Annotated in this window: 14 protein-coding genes and 3 pseudogenes; 8 read left to right on the top strand and 9 right to left on the bottom strand. The window is 62.9% G+C overall.

Features of this window, described 5'->3' with window-relative positions:
• The 5 genes and pseudogenes from FHS92_RS17770 to FHS92_RS17750 form a co-directional block, all read right to left on the bottom strand.
• A pseudogene (locus FHS92_RS17770) lies at positions 1–276 on the bottom strand (hypothetical protein); the annotation flags it as partial.
• On the bottom strand, positions 276–1,094 hold the full coding sequence (gene traF, locus FHS92_RS17765; protein WP_147161208.1) for a conjugal transfer protein TraF: 819 nt from the start codon (positions 1,092–1,094) through the stop codon (positions 276–278). The gene traF and the pseudogene FHS92_RS17770, both read right to left, overlap by 1 nt.
• Before the next feature lie 2 nt (positions 1,095–1,096).
• Positions 1,097–1,486, bottom strand: a complete 390-nt coding sequence (locus tag FHS92_RS17760; RefSeq protein WP_147161209.1) for a hypothetical protein — start codon at positions 1,484–1,486, stop codon at positions 1,097–1,099.
• A gap of 10 nt (positions 1,487–1,496) precedes the next feature.
• A pseudogene (locus tag FHS92_RS17755) lies at positions 1,497–2,408 on the bottom strand (conjugal transfer protein TraN); the annotation flags it as partial.
• 57 nt (positions 2,409–2,465) lie between these two features.
• Positions 2,466–5,423 carry a Tn3 family transposase gene (locus tag FHS92_RS17750; RefSeq protein WP_031286087.1) on the bottom strand — a complete coding sequence of 986 codons (2,958 nt, stop codon included), beginning with the start codon at positions 5,421–5,423 and terminating at the stop codon, positions 2,466–2,468.
• Between the two features lie 139 nt (positions 5,424–5,562).
• On the opposite strand from FHS92_RS17750, the gene FHS92_RS17745 reads away from it, so the two are divergent.
• From FHS92_RS17745 to FHS92_RS17735, 3 genes are all read left to right on the top strand, one after another.
• Entirely contained in the window at positions 5,563–6,114 is a 552-nt protein-coding gene (locus FHS92_RS17745) for a recombinase family protein (protein WP_004213210.1), read from the top strand.
• Positions 6,111–6,896 carry an SDR family NAD(P)-dependent oxidoreductase gene (locus tag FHS92_RS17740; RefSeq protein WP_004213209.1) on the top strand — a complete coding sequence of 262 codons (786 nt, stop codon included), beginning with the start codon at positions 6,111–6,113 and terminating at the stop codon, positions 6,894–6,896. The genes FHS92_RS17745 and FHS92_RS17740 overlap by 4 nt, the downstream gene beginning before the upstream one ends.
• A gap of 125 nt (positions 6,897–7,021) precedes the next feature.
• Positions 7,022–7,219: a hypothetical protein gene (locus FHS92_RS17735; protein ID WP_062345268.1), complete on the top strand. Its 198-nt coding sequence runs from the start codon at positions 7,022–7,024 to the stop codon at positions 7,217–7,219.
• A gap of 103 nt (positions 7,220–7,322) precedes the next feature.
• Here FHS92_RS17735 and FHS92_RS17730 read toward each other — a convergent pair whose 3' ends face one another.
• Positions 7,323–8,315 carry a hypothetical protein gene (locus FHS92_RS17730; protein ID WP_062345270.1) on the bottom strand — a complete coding sequence of 331 codons (993 nt, stop codon included), beginning with the start codon at positions 8,313–8,315 and terminating at the stop codon, positions 7,323–7,325.
• 14 nt (positions 8,316–8,329) lie between these two features.
• The gene (locus FHS92_RS17725; RefSeq protein WP_281377846.1) at positions 8,330–9,502 is read right to left on the bottom strand and encodes a Gfo/Idh/MocA family protein; all 1,173 of its coding nucleotides are present in this window, start codon (positions 9,500–9,502) and stop codon (positions 8,330–8,332) included.
• A gap of 221 nt (positions 9,503–9,723) precedes the next feature.
• Between FHS92_RS17725 and nadC the strand changes: the two genes are divergently transcribed.
• The 4 genes from nadC (at position 9,724) to FHS92_RS18790 (ending at position 12,948) form a co-directional block, all read left to right on the top strand.
• Positions 9,724–10,581 carry a carboxylating nicotinate-nucleotide diphosphorylase gene (gene nadC, locus FHS92_RS17720; protein WP_084280701.1) on the top strand — a complete coding sequence of 286 codons (858 nt, stop codon included), beginning with the start codon at positions 9,724–9,726 and terminating at the stop codon, positions 10,579–10,581.
• 55 nt (positions 10,582–10,636) lie between these two features.
• On the top strand, positions 10,637–11,965 hold the full coding sequence (locus tag FHS92_RS17715; protein ID WP_084280703.1) for a Rieske 2Fe-2S domain-containing protein: 1,329 nt from the start codon (positions 10,637–10,639) through the stop codon (positions 11,963–11,965).
• A gap of 216 nt (positions 11,966–12,181) precedes the next feature.
• On the top strand, positions 12,182–12,583 hold the full coding sequence (locus FHS92_RS17710; protein ID WP_230461519.1) for a MarR family winged helix-turn-helix transcriptional regulator: 402 nt from the start codon (positions 12,182–12,184) through the stop codon (positions 12,581–12,583).
• Between the two features lie 98 nt (positions 12,584–12,681).
• Positions 12,682–12,948, top strand: coding sequence for a flavin reductase (locus tag FHS92_RS18790; RefSeq protein WP_011608118.1), 267 nt, complete (start codon positions 12,682–12,684; stop codon positions 12,946–12,948).
• Here the strand turns inward: FHS92_RS18790 and FHS92_RS17700 are convergent.
• A pseudogene (locus FHS92_RS17700) lies at positions 12,920–13,722 on the bottom strand (IS630 family transposase); the annotation flags it as partial. The gene FHS92_RS18790 and the pseudogene FHS92_RS17700 sit on opposite strands and share 29 nt — an antisense overlap.
• A gap of 84 nt (positions 13,723–13,806) precedes the next feature.
• The gene (locus FHS92_RS17690; RefSeq protein ID WP_062345282.1) at positions 13,807–15,093 is read right to left on the bottom strand and encodes a site-specific integrase; all 1,287 of its coding nucleotides are present in this window, start codon (positions 15,091–15,093) and stop codon (positions 13,807–13,809) included.
• Between the two features lie 121 nt (positions 15,094–15,214).
• Here FHS92_RS17690 and FHS92_RS17685 point away from each other — a divergent pair.
• The coding region (locus FHS92_RS17685; protein ID WP_184081920.1) for a hypothetical protein at positions 15,215–16,209 on the top strand (995 nt) is incomplete at its 3' end.

Raw genomic sequence — 16,209 nt, 5'->3', positions numbered from 1 at the left:
TCGTTCCTCGCATGGGCGATCGTCAACAACAACCAGCCCGTTCCCGACGTGTTCTCCAAGATGACCAAAATCGCAGCTTCGGGCCGACTGGGCCTGATAGGCCGAAGGGCCGGTGACATTGGCCTGCGCGCCCATGTCGGACATGAAGTTCTGCATCTCGCCTTCGACGCCCGCGAGCGCAGGCGTGGGGGCAGCGAGCACGACCGAGGCTGCGAGCACGGCGGTCAGAGCCTTGCGCGAGGCGCCGGCGAGGCGATGGGTGAGCGCGCCGCGCATCAGAAGTCGCTCCCGGGCTGGACCTGGGTCAGCTGGAACACCCGGTCCATAATCTCGTCCTGGCTGAGGATCCCGTAACCGATCGGCATCGGTTGCTTCGTCACGGAGTCGAACAGGACCAGCGCGGGCACTTGGCGATCGGTGCCGAGCCCGAGCCGTTCGTATTGCCCGGCATCGACGACATAGTTCGGGAAGGTCGCGGTCGGGCCGCCGTCCATTGACACCGCGAGGACGGCAAGCCCGTACCTGTCGCTGACGGCTTTGAGGATCGGGGCGAAGATATCGCAGGCGCCGCAGCTCGAGGCGTAGAAGTAGAACACCCCGTAGCGCCCGGAAAGCTTCGCCATGGCAAGGTCGCGGTCGGTCTTGCGCTGGTCGATCCAGGCGCGCTTGCCGAGCGTCGAGACCGGGCGCTGCAGCGTGTAGTCGAGCCCCGGATCCTGCCACAGAGCGCGCTGCCAGACATCGGCGAACAGCGAGGAGCGGTCGAGCTGCTCGCGCTGGAAGCGGACATAGGCGGTGACGTTCTCGGCGCTCGGATCGAGGATGGCGCGCGCCTTCAGCTCCTCGAGATTGGCGGAGATCGCCGCAAGCTGGCTGCGCGCAGAGACTGCGGGGCCTGCCGCCGCGCGCGGCGCTTCTTTGGGCCGCTCGCAGTAGAACCAGGTCCCGAGCCTGCGCTCCTTGCAGTAGAGCGCGTCTTCCTGCTGCTCGACTTCAACGCCATCGCCGTGCGGGTCTGCCGCAAGCGCCAAAGTGGTGGGTGCTGCCAGAAGTGCGGCCAGCACCGTGAGAGAGGTTCGGGGACGCAGGATCATGATCAGGACCTTTCAAACTCTGCGGCGCAGCTTCGGGCAGCAGCGACATCGGGGTGAATGACGCCGCTTCCCAACATGCGCGTGTAGGCAATGTGGCAGCTGCGTATGATCCGGGTCCCATCGCTGCTGATCGTGTAAATTCCCCCATCCAGGCGGGCCCAGCCCAGTCCGGCCACCGCGTGCAGCGCGCGGTCGAGGCCATCGGGCGGCAGCGGCGTGTCGAGCCAGGTCGATGCCTCGCTCGCGACCTCGGAAGAGGTCGAAGGGCCGCGGCGGCAAAGAGCCATGACGGCAAAGAACTCGGACAGGCTCATGTGGGTCCAGAGCCGGTGGCAGCCGACCTCAAACTGCAGCACCTCGCCGCGCGGCCGTTTCCGGAATTTTCTGGTCATGACGAGCTCCTCATGGCTTGTGCGCCGCATAATAGTCGGCGATCTTCTGCTGGATCTGGACGAGAGCGGCGGCCTCGTCGGGCAGCTTCGCGGCTTCCATGAAGTCGGCGTAGACCTCGGAAAAATCCATCACCGACAGGTCAAGCTGCTGGAACTCGAAGATCGTAAACCCCTCGCAGGTCTCGGTCTTGGGCTTGCCCCAGGGCTTGCCGATCTGCGGGCGGCCCTGCTCCTGAAGGATGCGGCTGATCCTGGACTGGAAACAGCAGTAGACGTCCTTCTTGGTGACGCAGATGCCAAGGAAGCTCGACGAGCAGTAGGTCCCGACCTTGTGGCAGAGGCCCGCATCGTCCTTCTCGTCGAGGAGCTTCTCGGCCGAGGAGCAGAGCCAGGGAGTGAGGAGCGGCACGCCCTTGCCCGAGCAGCAGTTCGAAAGCCCAAAGACCTTGTGCGAGCAGCTTTCGCGCGTCCCCCTGAACAGCGTGAGCGCGGCCTCGTCGAACTCGGCATTGGCCTGGCCGAGTGCGTTGAGCGCGACCACGGCGTCCTTGAACTCGTCGGAGGCTTCGCGTTCCACCGCCTCGCAGTCGCCGTTCACGCAGTAGACGTCGCCGCCGCAGATGTACTGCGCGGGCTCCTTACTGGTGCCCGGAATCGGACAGGAATAGACCCGCTCGCTGACCGCGCAGGAGCCATCGGCCGAGGGCGGATCGTCAAGGCAGACCTCGCGCGCAAGCGAGCATCCTGCCTGGGCCTCGAGTGCGCTGCAGTCGTTGCCGCCGCCGACCACGCTTTGGCACAGGTACGTCCGCGTCGTCTCCCAGCACGGGCGGGTGACCGCCACGCCGCCGATGACCCTGGTTTCACCCGGCGCAGTGCAGTTCTCCGAGGACAGCGTGCAACTGGCCGGATCGATGCTGCAGGGGTGACTACACGAAAGTGACGTATCTGCACGGAAAGGGCGAACGGATAGCGAACGTCACGCGGCAAGTAGGGAGTTGACGGCGCGCAGCGGTCGCAAGGCGTCCGGATCGGGTTGATCTTCAACATTCCAGCTATAGTCACCGGTCAGCGAGATATGCTCCCAGCCCAATGGCGCGATGTGGCGTGCGATTTCGTCGGCTGTGCCGATGTCCGCCAGCGCCATTTCGAGATAGCGAGTGTTCCACAAGATGATGGCGGCGACGAGCAGGTTGAGGCCGGAGGCGCGATAGGTCTGGTTCTCGAACCGACGATCGCGCAGTTCGCCGAGCTGGTTGAAGAAGAGCGCGCGGGCGAGCGCGTTGCGGGCTTCGCCTTTGTTGAGGCCCGCCTGGGTGCGCCGGCGCAGGTCGATGTCGCGCAGCCAGTCGAGCATGAAAATGGAGCGTTCGAGGCGGCCCAGCTCGCGTAGTGCGAGGGCCAGTCCGTTCTGTCGCGGATAGGCGGACAAGCGGCGCAGCATTGCCGAAGCAGTGACGGTGCCGGTGCGGATCGACGTGGCGAACCGCAGCAGTTCGTCCCAATGCGCCGCGACATGACCCAATGCGATCGGTTCGGCCGTCATGCCGGCAAGCAAGGGGCCGGATTCTTGGCCGGGAAGGAGGTGTAAACGACGCTCCTTGATGTCGCGCAGGCGCGGCGCGAAGCGGTAGCCGAAGAAGGGCATGAGGCCGAACACATGGTCCGATGCCCCGCCCGTATCGGTGTAGTGCTCCTCGATCGTCAGGCCGGTCTGGTGATACAGCAAGCCATCCAGCACATAGGGCGCTTCGCCAGCGGTCGCCGCGATCACCCGACTTGCGAAGGGGTCATATCGATCCGAGACATGGGTGTAGAAGGCAACGCCTGGTTCGTTGCCGCTGCGCGCGTTGATGTCGCCGATCGCGGCCCCACGGCCCCCGGCATGAAATTGCTGTCCGTCGCTCGACGAAGTGGTGCCGTCTCCCCACAGCGCGGCGAGCGGCATGGCGCGATGGGCGTCGATCAGCCTTCCCAACGCTTCGCCATAGGCGGCTTCGCTGATGTGCCAGTCGTGAAGATGGGCGAGCTGACGCAGACTTGCGCCCCGGCAGGTTTCCGCCATGCGTGTGAGGCCGAGATTGATGCCATCGGCGAGGATGACCGTGAGCAGCGCATTGCGATCGTCGGCTTCCCGGCCCGAACGACGATGGATGAAGCATTCGCTGAACCCGGTCCAGGCATCGACCTCCAGCAGAAGATCGGTGATCTTCACGCGCGGCAGTCGATCATAGGCGGCGCGACGGGCAATCTCGGTGGCGGGCGGTGTTGCCGCCTTCAGCGGCGAGATGATGAGACCGTTTTCGTCAAGCTTAACCTGGGGCAGCTCCCCTTGCCGTGCAAGGACCGTTACCTGCTCGATCGCCGTGTCGAGCCTGGTGCGCCGTTCCTCGATATGGCGCTCGAAATCCGTTTCGATGGCGAGCGGCAACGGCCCCTTCTCGCGCAGCGCCGCAAAGGTCGCCGGCGGTATGAGATAGCTGTCGAAATCGCGAAACTGCCGGCTTCCCGCGACCCATATATCCCCGGCTCGCAACCGCTCGCGTAGTTGCGACAAGGCGCATAGTTCATAAGCGGCACGATCAACGATGCCATCCCGCAGGACGAACGGGCGCCATGCGGGCGGCACAAAGCGTAGCGGCACGCGATCAGGCAAGCGCCGTTTGCCGGTCCGATATAGCTCCGCGATGATGGCCAGCGCTGACAGGAGCCCCTGAACCGCGCCGGCGCCGCGAAACTCGAAGGCGTTGAGAAAAGCGCCGACAAAGAGCTTCACCGTCCGATGCCGCTCGATCAATTCGGCGGTGCGATCGACGGTTTCCGGTCGCCCGAGCACTTCGGCCTGCTCGACGGCCACGGCGAAGTGCTGCCAGTCCAGCGCCTCGATCTGCGCCAGAGAATCCACGCCCTTGCTGCGCGCGTCGATGAGGAGGCGGCAAGACCCCGTGAGCGTCCGGAGGTGGCCTTGCAACTCGCGCACCGTCTTGAGGGCTTTGTCGCGGGTCCGGTTCTCGGCGCGGCGCGCCATGCTGCCCAACAGCTTGTCGAACATCGTCAGGGTGGCGTCGGTCAGGCTTTCCTCAAGCCGGATGCCGGTTGCCGCCAGCGTCGCATGGCGGCGCAGGGCATTGAGTTCGCCAAGGTGCTGGGGTGTGATGCGGCTGCCTTCGTCCGCCAGCCTGTCAAAAGTCAAAGCCGGGATCATGTCGGCACGGGCGCGATCGAGGCCCAGCGCGCGGATATAGGCGAGCCGTTCGATCAGGCGCAGGATGTTGCGCGCTGCCGGCGATTGTGGCGCATTGCGCATCCAGGATAGCCATGTCGCGACCTGCCCCGGTCGTCGGGCCAGCAAATCGTCCAGGCCCTGAAGGGTGTCAGGCAGCAGGCCATTCGTGAGCACTTCATAGGTAAGCTGTTCGGCTTGCTGGCGCGCCCGCCGCAGCACCGCTTCGAGAATCGACGGAGAAGGCAGGAGGATCTGCAGGCGCCGGAGTTCATCGACGATGACGTCTGCCATCTGGCCGGGGTGTATGATGGTCTGCGCGATTGGGACCGAGAAGGCGACAACTTCACGGAAAGCGTTGCGGTCAAAAATCCTGAACCCGTGCGATCGTCGGATTTCGACGAGATGCTCGCGACGGGTCTGGTCCCGATGGGCATAATCCGCGAAGGCTGCCGGCGCGACGCCGAGTTGCTGCGCCACATAGGCGAGCACAGGAGCGGGCGGGACTTCGCCCGCTTCCAGCGCACGGCCAGGCCATCTCATATATAGCATGAGCATCGCATAGCCGAGCCGGGTGGCATCGCCGCGACGGCGGCCGACAATTTCCAGGTCGTCGCTGGTCAGCGTATAATGACGCGCGATCTCGCGCTCATCGAGCGGCGCGCCATAATGCCTCGCCCAGATTTCCAGGCTCACCAGTCGCCGTCTCGCCAAGCATCATCTCCTTCGCTTTGCGTGTCCGTCAGACGGTCCTCTGGCGGCCAACAGGAATATGTCCGTTAACTCTGGACCTGTAACGGCGATTCGGACAAGATCGCATAATGACGGGAAAACGGACAGGATCGGGCATCATGTGGCGCTGATCGGCTATGCGCGCGTCTCGACCGCAGACCAGAAGCTGTCGCTCCAGCTTGACGCGCTGAACACTGCCGGGTGCGACCGTATATTCGACGATCACGCATCCGGGGCAAAAGCCGATCGGCCTGGCCTAACCGAAGCGCTCGCCTATTTGCGCCCCGGCGACACGCTGGTGGTCTGGAAACTCGACCGCCTCGGCCGCTCGATGAGCCACCTGATCGAGAAGGTCGGCGAGCTTGCGGCGCGCGGCATCGGGTTCCGCTCACTCACCGAGAATATCGACACCACCACTTCGGGCGGCATGCTGGTGTTCAACATCTTCGGCTCGCTGGCCCAATTCGAGCGTGACCTGATCCGTGAACGCACTCATGCCGGCCTCAAGGCCGCACGCGAGCGGGGCAACAAGGGTGGTCGCCGGCCTGTCGTTACCCCCGACAAACTACGTAAAGCGCGGGCGCATATCGCAGCGGGCCTCACTGTTCGTGAGGCGGCGGCCCGGCTCAAGATCGGCAAAACCGCCCTATACAAGGCTCTGGAAAACGCGTGAAACCGCTGGCGATCAAGAACTCGTGGGTGCTGGTCACAGGGGCTTCGACCGGTTTGGGCAGAGCGTCCGCCCTCCGCTTGGCGGCATCGTACCAGGCCAAGCCCCTGATTGTTGGACGAAGGCTCGACAACTTGCGGGAGCTACAGACCGAAATTGACGAGCGGTTCAATGTGCCGTGCGAGATTATAGTGGCTGATCAACGTGAAATCGAGGGCAGGGAGAAAATCGCGGCTAAGGTTGCAGAATTGCAAGTAACAGCCGCTTTGTTGGTTGCCGGAATGACGAGCGTTGGTTCATTTGATGCAGGCCGTGCCGACACTTATGCCGAGGTAATTGAAACAAACATACTCGGTTTCACGGATTTGCTGGCTCGCCTGATTGCGATTTTCAGGGAGCAGCCGTTTGAATCCTCAGTAATCGCCGTGTCGAGCCTGGCGGGCGAAACATCCGTGCCCTTCCAAGCGGTCTACGGCGCGTCGAAAGCCTATGTGAGCACCCTCATGCGAGCGCTTTCCGTGGAGCTTGCCGGGACGGGAGTGAGTGTTGGATCTTTTGCACCCGGTGGAATCGACACAGACATGGCTGCCCTCAGCGATTTGAAGTGGGGGAGGTTGGGTTTGATGGACGTTGACCGGTGCGCGGCCCATGCAGTCCACGCTCTGGTTTATCGGCAATCCTTCGCCATACCGGGGATGGGCAACCAGCTCACATATTTGGCGAGCAGGGTTCTACCTCGATCGTTGGTCAATCGGATTGCCGCCCTCCCATATCGGCGCCCGTAGGGCGGCACCACATAAAAGGGGCAGGAAAGCCTGCGAATAGCATCTGCTGGCATCGTACCGGATTTGTTCGCCCTTAGCGTGCAGATACGTCACTTTCGTGTAGTCACCCCTACTTCGACCGGTCGGTGTTTACGACGATGTTCTCGCTGATGTTTGCATCCTATTCGCTCGGAGCCACCGGAGGGCCAATCGTCTTTGCCGCACTAGCGAGCAGGACCGGCAACTACGATCTGGCCCTAACCATGTGCTGGTCGTCGATCGCGGTGCTGATGATCGCCATCCTCTTTCTGCCTCGCTACAACTCCGCGCAACGGGCAGTGTGAGCCTACCGCGCCGGCAGGACGGATCGGCAAGGGCGCGCGCACCCCACATTCGCGGGGACAGGAGCCCTGCCCCCGCGAAGCGCGCAACACCCCACGGCAGTCGTCAGATTCGGAATTCGGAGAACGTTTCCGGTGCGAACATGTCCTCGACCGTCAACTGCCGGGGCGAAAGACCCTGCTCATGGTGGTAGCGCGTGAACGTCTCTATGACGTGCCGATTGCGATCGATGCCGTAGGGCCACCATTCCTTGCCCATGGTTGCGATCGTGTCCTCGACCGCAGCGATCTGCCAGGGCAGCATTGTCTTGAGTGACGCCGAGACCATCAGTTGTTCGTAGACAAGCTTCTGGGCCTCGACAAACGCCTTGTACAGCGCTTGGGCGACCCAGCGGTTCTTCTCGTAGACATCGCGGCGGATCGCGACGACATGCATGATCGGGAATATTCCTGTCTTGGCGAAATAGGCCTTCTCGACCGAGACGAAGTCAGGAAACAGGCGCCGGACTTTTTCGGGTTCGGAATAGAAGGTCGAAGGCGCGCGAGGCGCATAGACCGCGTCAAGCTCGCCATCGGCGATCATTCGCGAAATGGTCTGCTCAGGTCCGATCGGAATGACCTTGAACTTCTCGGGGAGATTGATCTTGAGCTTTTCCTCTCGGCCCGGTTCCTCTTCCCCGCCGAAGAAATAGGTCACCGAGGACGGATCGACGCCGTATTCATCCTGCAGGATACCGCGGATCCACACCGGCGCGGTAAGCTGATACTCCGGCACGCCGATCCGCTTGCCGACAAGATCCGAAGGCTTTTCGATCCCGCTTTTCGCCGAAACGAAGATGCCCGCATGCCGGAAGAAGCGCGAAGGGAACACCGGGATGGCGATGAAACCCGGATCCTCGCGGCCCAGCGTGACGCAATAGGACGACATCGACATTTCGGCCACATCGAACTCGCGGTTGCGGATCATGCGGAAGAACGTCTCTTCGACATCCAGAACTTGGAAATTGAGATCGATCCCGTCGGGCCGAACCTGGCCGGTCTGGAGTGCTTCGGTCCGGTCATATCCCCAGCAGGCGAAAGATAGATTGAGACGGCTCATTGGATGGTGTTTCCTTATGACTCTTGAATGATGGTCTGGGGCTTGACGTCGGCCGCGATGCGGCTGGATTCCAGCAGTGCGGCGCAGCAGGCCATGGTTTCGAGACCCCACCAGCCATCGTGGACTGGTGGCCTCGCGCCGAGAATCGAGGCGGCGAAGTCCTCGATCACATTTGCTCGGGAAAGCGTCGGCGGGGCGATCGGAATGGTTTCGCGCCGTTCATCACCGAAGACCTCGATCGCGGTCGGCAGTAGCTTGAGGTCGGCCCGCTCACAGCTCACGAGGACGAATCCAAAATGTTCGTGGTGGGGCGCGCCGGCCGGATCGCCCGCCGAGGCCGATCCAAACGTCCGGGCCAGCTTCGCATCGATCTCGTCCTGCTGCGAAAGCTGGTTCAGAGCTTTCCGGGCCTCTCCATAGCGCGCGGGATCCTTCGGACGGCCCAGCTCCGAAATCCAGCCGAGCAGCTCGTCGCTGTCATAGTGGGCATAGCCGCTGTACGTGAGCGTGGCCGCGGCGCCGGATGCAAACGTCATCAGCGCTGAGTATGCCCCTTCGCTCGGCCGCGATGCATCCCAGTTGGCCGCGACCGCGCGAACCGATTCCACCGGCTGGCGCACGATGCGCCGCACCACATCGATCTGGTGCGCCGCCTGACTGTAGACCACGCCGCCGCCGCGCTCGCTGTCCAGTTCCTCGGGCCGTCGCGGACGATACATGAAATCGGTGTAGTTGAAGGCGTTGACCAGACGCACCTTGCCATAGCGCCCCGATGCCACGAGTTCCGCCGCTACGCGGACCGGCTCGTCGAAGGCGTGGCTCGGGCCGACCATGAGTACCTTGCCCGCTTTCTCCGCCGCCCTCGCCATCGCCGCGCAATCGCCGACCGAAGTCGCCATCGGCTTCTCGACCAGCACATGCTTGCCCGCCTCGAGCGCGGCAATGGCCTGAGCGGCGTGCAACTCGTGCGGTGTGGCGATGTAGAGGGCATCCACGCTAGAATCTGCCAGCAACGCCTCATACGTGCGGTGCCCCGTCGCTTCAAACTGCGACTCGAACCGGACGAGGGCCTCATCGCGCAGGTCGTGGGCCGCGCTCAGCTGCACCGCAGGATGGGCACGAAGGGCAGGCAAGGTCAACATGAAACCTCGTCCGAGACCCACGATTCCGAGGCGTATGTGTTTCAACGCTAACCTTTCGCACAATTGGGGAACTGAAATGGGCGGCCCCGCTTGAATTCCCGATAGTTCTATATAGAAGCATATGCAAGCTACTCAGAGTGCGGACATGCACCGCCGGCAAGCCAAATTTGACCGGCGGCGGCGAAGCCAATCTCCATGCATGCAATGAAACAAGGGAAACACGATGCGCAGAGTATTCGAAACGAAGCAACCGGAGGATCGGGCCAATGTCCAAGCCTGAAACGGTTGCCGGACTTGGTCGCCAGGAACTCGCGAGCTTCGTGTCTGCCGTGCTTGCCGAGGATCTGGGCACCGGCGGCGACGTTACCACCAATCTGACGATTGGAGATGGCCTTCGCCTCAGCGCAGTCATCGCTACCCGACAGGATATCGTGGTGGCGGGCCTGGAGCTGGGAGTCGCATTTTTCCGCCAGCTGGATCCTGGCATCAAGATCGAACTTCTGAAGAGCGACGGCGAACGCGCCGCACGGGGAGACGTGTTGATGCGCCTGGAGGGCAATGGTCGCGCCATGCTTTCGGCCGAACGATCGGCGCTCAACAGCCTGCAGCACCTGTCAGGCATAGCCACGCTCACCCACGAATATGCGGACAAGATCGCCGGAACCGGATGCACCTTGCTCGACACCCGCAAGACGATTCCCGGCCTCAGGGTCATCGAGAAATATGCAGCCCGCATGGGCGGTGCCACCAATCACCGCATGCGGCTCGATGATGGAGTCCTGATCAAGGACAATCATATCGCGCTGTGCGGTGGTGTCGAACGGGCAGTTGGCCTCGCCAAGGCATCCGAACTCGAAATCCAGGTCGAGGTCGACCTGCTGGAGCAGATCGAACCTGCACTGGCGGCGGGGGCGGAGCGGCTGCTGTGCGACAACATGTCTGCCGCGATGCTGCGCGAAGCCGTGAAGATCGTCGGCGGCAGGGTTCCGATCGAAGCTTCCGGCGGCGTCAGGCTCGACACCATCCGGGACATCGCGGAGACCGGCGTGGACTTCGTCTCGGTCGGGCGGATCACGCAGAGCGCCCCCGCCGCCGACATCGGGCTGGACTACAGCCCGGCCTGATCGATCCCGGAGAGGATCGACCCACCCCATAGAAAAGTCATTAGGGAGAAACACAATGACACCTGAACAGAATGACCTGCTTTGCCGCGTGGAAGGCAATGCCCCGATGGGCCGCCTGATGCGCCAGCATTGGCTTCCGGCCTGCATGATCGAGGAAGTCGCCGAACCCGACGGCACTCCACTGCGCGTTCGCTTGCTCGGCGAAAACATGGTGGTGTTCCGGGACAGCGAAGGCAGGATCGGCGCACTCGACGAACTTTGCCCGCATCGCCGCGCCTCGCTGGCCTTTGGCCGCAACGAAGAATGCGGATTGCGCTGTCTCTACCATGGCTGGAAGTTCGACGTGAACGGCAACGCCCTCGACATGTCCTCCGAGCCCGCCGACGCCAAGCTGCGCGAGACGATGAAGACCAAGGCCTATCCGGTTCGTGAAGCGGGGGGATTTGTCTGGGTCTGGATGGGTGATACCGACAATGTGCTGCCTTTCGATCCGCCCAACTGGACTGCCGCTCCGGCAGACAAGATCAGCATCGTGAAGATGCATGGAGCCTGCAACTGGGCTCAGATACTTGAAGGATCGATCGATTCTGCGCACAGTTCGAGCCTGCATTCCACCAACATGCCCACGGCAACCGAAGTGAGCGGATCGACCGCGACCGACAGCGCCTGGCTGCGCCCATCGGCCGACAAGGCGCCACGTATCGAGGTTCAGAAGACCCCGTTCGGCTTCCGTTATGTTGCGATCCGCAAGCCGATCGTCGAACCCGACAAGCAGGACTATGTGCGCATGACCCTGTTTGTCGCCCCTTTCACGGTCCACATTCCATCGAACGACCAATACCACCTGAGCCAGATGCTTGTGCCGGTCGATGACGAGAACACCATGTTCTACTGGATTGCCTGGCACCCCGAGAAAGGGATTTCGCAGGATGCCTGGCGGAAGTTCTGCGGTGCCGAACTCGGCCAGGATGTCGAGCCGGTCACGTTCAAGAAGATCCGTAACGCCGAAAACAATTACCTGCAGGATCGCGCCGCGATGAAAGCCGGGGACTTCACCGGCATCTACGGCATCCCGGCGCAGGACATGGCCATGTGGGAATCGATGGGACCGATCGCGGACCGCAGCGAGGATCGCCTCGGATCGAGCGACAAGGCTATCTTCACGTTCCGGACGCTGATGTATCGTGCGGCCCAAGCCGTGGAACGCGGCGAGCCCGCGATCGGGACAGGGGAGTCGCGCATTCCCCATGCCAAGCTGATGTCCTTTGAGGGCATGGTGCCCAAGGGCGACGACTGGCGCCTTCTCAATGTCTCCGATGAGGAACGCCGACTTTCGAGCGCGGCGGAGGACAAGGGAGATCTTGTCGAAGATCTGGCCGGCTGAGGCGCGGCAAAGTGGTCACGCCCCACTTCGCTTGCGCGTAGAAAATTGATAGTGCGGCCGTGTTCGACATTTTTTTCGTACACGGTCACGCACCCGGTGCGGCCGTCATCTTGAGATCTGGGAGAATCCGCGTTGCCGATCCCGCGACCGCAAACGCTCCAGCCCGAAGAGAGTCTTGGCTACCAGGTCCGGCGCTGTCACCGCAGGTTTGACAGGTTGCTCAATTCGGTCTTGGCGCGCGAGGGGCTGAAGGCAGGGTATTGGTATTATCTGCGAGCCTTGTGGTTAGAGGACGGTCTGACTCAAAAACAACTCAGCGATCGGACAAATGTCGCTGAAAACACAACCGTTGTAATGATCAACGGCATGGTTGCGGATGGTCTGGTCGAGCGCAGGCAACAGCTTGGCGACCGGCGCAAACAGAACATCGTGCTGACAGAGCCCGGTCGCGAGCTGGAAACCAGGCTGATGCATCATGCCACCAGCATCAATGGCTTGGCGTCAGCCGATATTCCGGCAGATGAAGTGGCAATCTGCCTATCGGTACTCGCAAGAGTTTCGAGAAACCTGGCTGCCGAACTCCGATTGCGGACCGAAGCAGTCGCTTGCGACGATTGATGAGATGAGCAGTCTGATGCGGTGGACAGCCAAATAGTCGGTGGAAGGCTCAGTATTCTTTGGTCGTTCGGAGTCAAGCCAGACCTTACCATGTAGGAATGACAACGAGCGCGAACCAAGCCGAATTTCGTCTGGCAATGCGGCGGCTAGCCGCAACTGTGACCGTCCTGACGCTGGAGCTTGAAGGTCAACCATTCGGAATGGTTGCAACCGCGGTTTGCTCGCTGGCGCTTGAACCGCCAAGCATTCTGGCGTGCATCAACAAGTCCGCTTTCCTGCATGATGAGTTTGCCGGATGCACAAGGTTCGGGCTGAACATATTAGAGCGGTTTCCACTCATTCCGGTTCATACCCGCACGAGCTGAAGTAGTTTGCGCATTCGGCGGGTTGGAAGATGTCGACGAGCCTGCCGATCAGCCCCCACAGCCCGCTGACGGTTCGTTCGCCCGCCTTGCGCAGCATGGCTTTCAGGCGAGAGAATGCTTTTTCTATAGGATTGAAGTCGGGGCTGTAGGGCGGGAGGAAGCGCAGGGTTGCTCCCGCCGCTTCGATCCGTTCTTTCACGGCGGCCCGCTTGTGGCTTGAAAGGTTGTCCATGATGACGACGTCGCCGGGCCGCAACTCTGGCACCAAAACCTGCGCCACATAGGCTTCGAACCAGTCGCCGTTGATCGGACCATCGAGCACCATCGGCGCGACCATGCCGGTCATTCGCAGGCCGGCCACCAGCGTGGTGGTCTTGCGATGACCATGCGGGTAGCCCATCCGCAGCCGCTCACCCTTGGCGCAACGGCCGTGGCTGCGGGTCATGTTGGTGGCGGTCCAGGTCTCGTCGATGAAAACGAGGCGTTCGGGTTCGAGGTCGATCTGTCCGTCGAACCAGCGCTGGCGTTGCCTCAGGACGTCGGGACGATCTTGCTCGATCGCGTGCCCGGTCTTTTTTTGCGCGTGATCCCGTGACGGACGAAAAAGCGATGCACGGTGCCGATCCCAACCAAGGTGCCGCGCTCGATCAGCCGCGCCTGAACCTCGACCAGGGTCATGTCGCCCTGCTCGGCGATCAGTTCCCGAATGAAGTCACCGTGCGCTTCGATCCTGCCCGAATGACGGTCGCCACCTGTGAGCGGACGGAATTGACTGCAACGAGCCGATTTTGAAGCGCCCCAAGGACCGACAAAATTACCTGCAGTGGCCACGGCTACATTTCCGTTCGGCTTCACTTGTCACCTTCTCACCTTCCCCAGCATAGCCGCTGCGGCATTCGAGGCAGGGGCGAGCTTGCGTCCATAGCGCAGCGCGGTCGATGTCGATGTCCAGCGCAGCGCCTGGGCAACAGGGCCTGCATCGGCCCCGCTGGCAAATAGATCCTGTGTCAGCCCGACCCTCAACGAATGCGTACTGAGCGCAGCTATAGCGCGATCGAGCTTCTTGCCCATCAGCGTCACCAGACCCGCATCGGCTGCGGCGCGGGCGCGGCGCTTGATAATATGCCGCACAGCAGTGGGCGTGAGCGCTGCCGACCCGATCGCATAGGTGACTCCGGGATCGCGTGCTTGCACGGCGGCCATTCGCTCCCGGTCCACCTTCGCATTAGGCGCAAGATCGGCCATGGTCAGCGCCCGGCGCGCGAGAACTACTTTGCGTCGCCGCACGGCGATCCGGCAAAACAGCGGGCCTGCGCTAATTGCGCTCACATCGCGCCATAACGCAATCCGCCGCATGGTGTCTGGCGAGACCCAGACATAGCTCCCCTCCCCCAGCTGGTCGGTTTTGGATCGCTCGATATGAAGCAGGCCCGAGCCATCGTCCTGAAGCTGGACACTTTCGCAAGTAGCCGCGACCAGCTCGGACACCCTGAGCCCGGCATCATAGCCAAGCGACAGCAACGCCGCATCGCGCAAGCCCGGCGGATCGCCGCCACAGGCATCGAGCAGCGCGGTGAGAGTCAAGCCTTTGGCTGGCTCGCGGCCGATCTCGGCGCCGAACCGCAAGGGGCCCGCCTGGCGCTGCGCCACGCCCTGTCGCTTGCGCATGCCGCGCAAGGCATCGCGCACCAGCGGTGCCGCAGTCGCCGATGGCAGATCGAGGATACGGTGCACCGCGCCCAGCGAGGCAACTTTGCGCGAAATCGTTGCAGGACTTTGCCGCCTGGCCTCGAGATGGCCGATGTACCCGGTCAAGCGCTCGGGCGAAGCCGGGAGTCCTGGCCGAGGATGATCGAGGCAAAACCCGCTGTAGCATTCAAGATCGGCAGCCAAAGCGCGCAGTGTCGCGCTGCTGCGTGCGGCGAGCGCGGTGGTGAAGTTAAGCTCGGCGACCTGGGTCCCCTCCCCCAGCAAGGATCCGAGGACCGCGACAAGGCGTTCTTTGTGCGTCGGCTTCGTTGACCGGCGGCGTTGCGGCAGAATGCCTTCGCCCGAGGCGAGCACCGTGACAATTTCGGCGCTCGCCGCTGGAACAATAGCGGTGGGGAGTGTTTTGACTTTCCTTGGCGACGCTGCGCGGCTCATTTCCCGGGAATAGCCGCGCAAATTGGCAATGTCACTACCGATAAGATACCATTATCATTAGTGCGTAAAAAGACCATGCCAAGGATGGTGCAGTTAAGTCCTGTTTGCTAGACTTCCTGAAATGGCGAATTTCGAAGCCCATTTTACCGGATTCCATCCGCTCCAGTCGGACGAAGACGCCTCGCCCGAAGCGCTCATGCTGGCCCGTTCGCGCGCCGCGCTTTCATGGGGCCGACTGCAGGGGCTGGTAGCACATCTCGAGCCCGGCGTCGCCCATCTGCTCGCCGCCAGCGTCATTCATGCACAGCTGTGTGAAGCCCTGCTCCAGGCGGGTCATGCCGGTGCCGCCGCGCAGTTCGATCTCTGGTTTTGCTGCCTAGCCGCAGCGCCAACAGAAGGCCCGCACGTGTTCGCGAGGCCGTGGGGAATCGCCGATGCGATCCTCGCCGAACTGTCGCTGGCCCGCTGGGAGCCGGTCGCGCGGGTCGCGCAGCAACTGCGGGCGGCAGCCGGCTCAGATCACGGGATCGTCGGCCCCGCTGACGCGCTCTCGCCGCGCGAGGCGATCGCGCTCGCCGGCCAGCTGGCGAGCGTTGCGGAACAGCACGGCGAAAGCACCTGGCCGCTTGCGGCCATCGACGACCTCCATACGCAGGCTGCGGCATCGGCCCACTTCGCCCCCGCCGAACCCGAGCACCGGCTGCTCGAGTTTCCGGGCGGGCCGATGGCCTTCGCGCAGCCGCGCGCCAGACCGCCGCTCTGGGCAATCGATCTTGCGGCAGGCCAGGCCCTATCCGCCGCCACCCCCGGGATGGTCCCCCTCCCCTGCCCCGGCGCGCTGCGCGCCGAGGCACTGGCGCCCTGGCTCTGGCCGCGCGAGCGCGACATTCTGGTGGCCGACGCGCTCACGGCCTGCGCCGACCGGCTCGCCAAGCTGGTCGAACAGGCCCGGACGCGCCATTCCCACATGACCCGCGCGCTCGCCGCCCTGCGCTCGAATTCGCGCGCGCCCCTGCTCTACTGTTCCAGACCCTTGTGGAGCACATTGAGGTCTTGCTGCACCCAGCGACCCGCAGAGCTCGCCGCGGCACCCAGCAGCGCCGCAATCGGATCTTC

This window comes from Sphingobium subterraneum (assembly GCF_014199435.1).
GTDB classification, from domain to species: domain Bacteria; phylum Pseudomonadota; class Alphaproteobacteria; order Sphingomonadales; family Sphingomonadaceae; genus Sphingobium; species Sphingobium subterraneum.
Note: the sequence above shows the minus strand (reverse complement) of the source record. Positions and strands in the feature narration are given on the sequence as shown.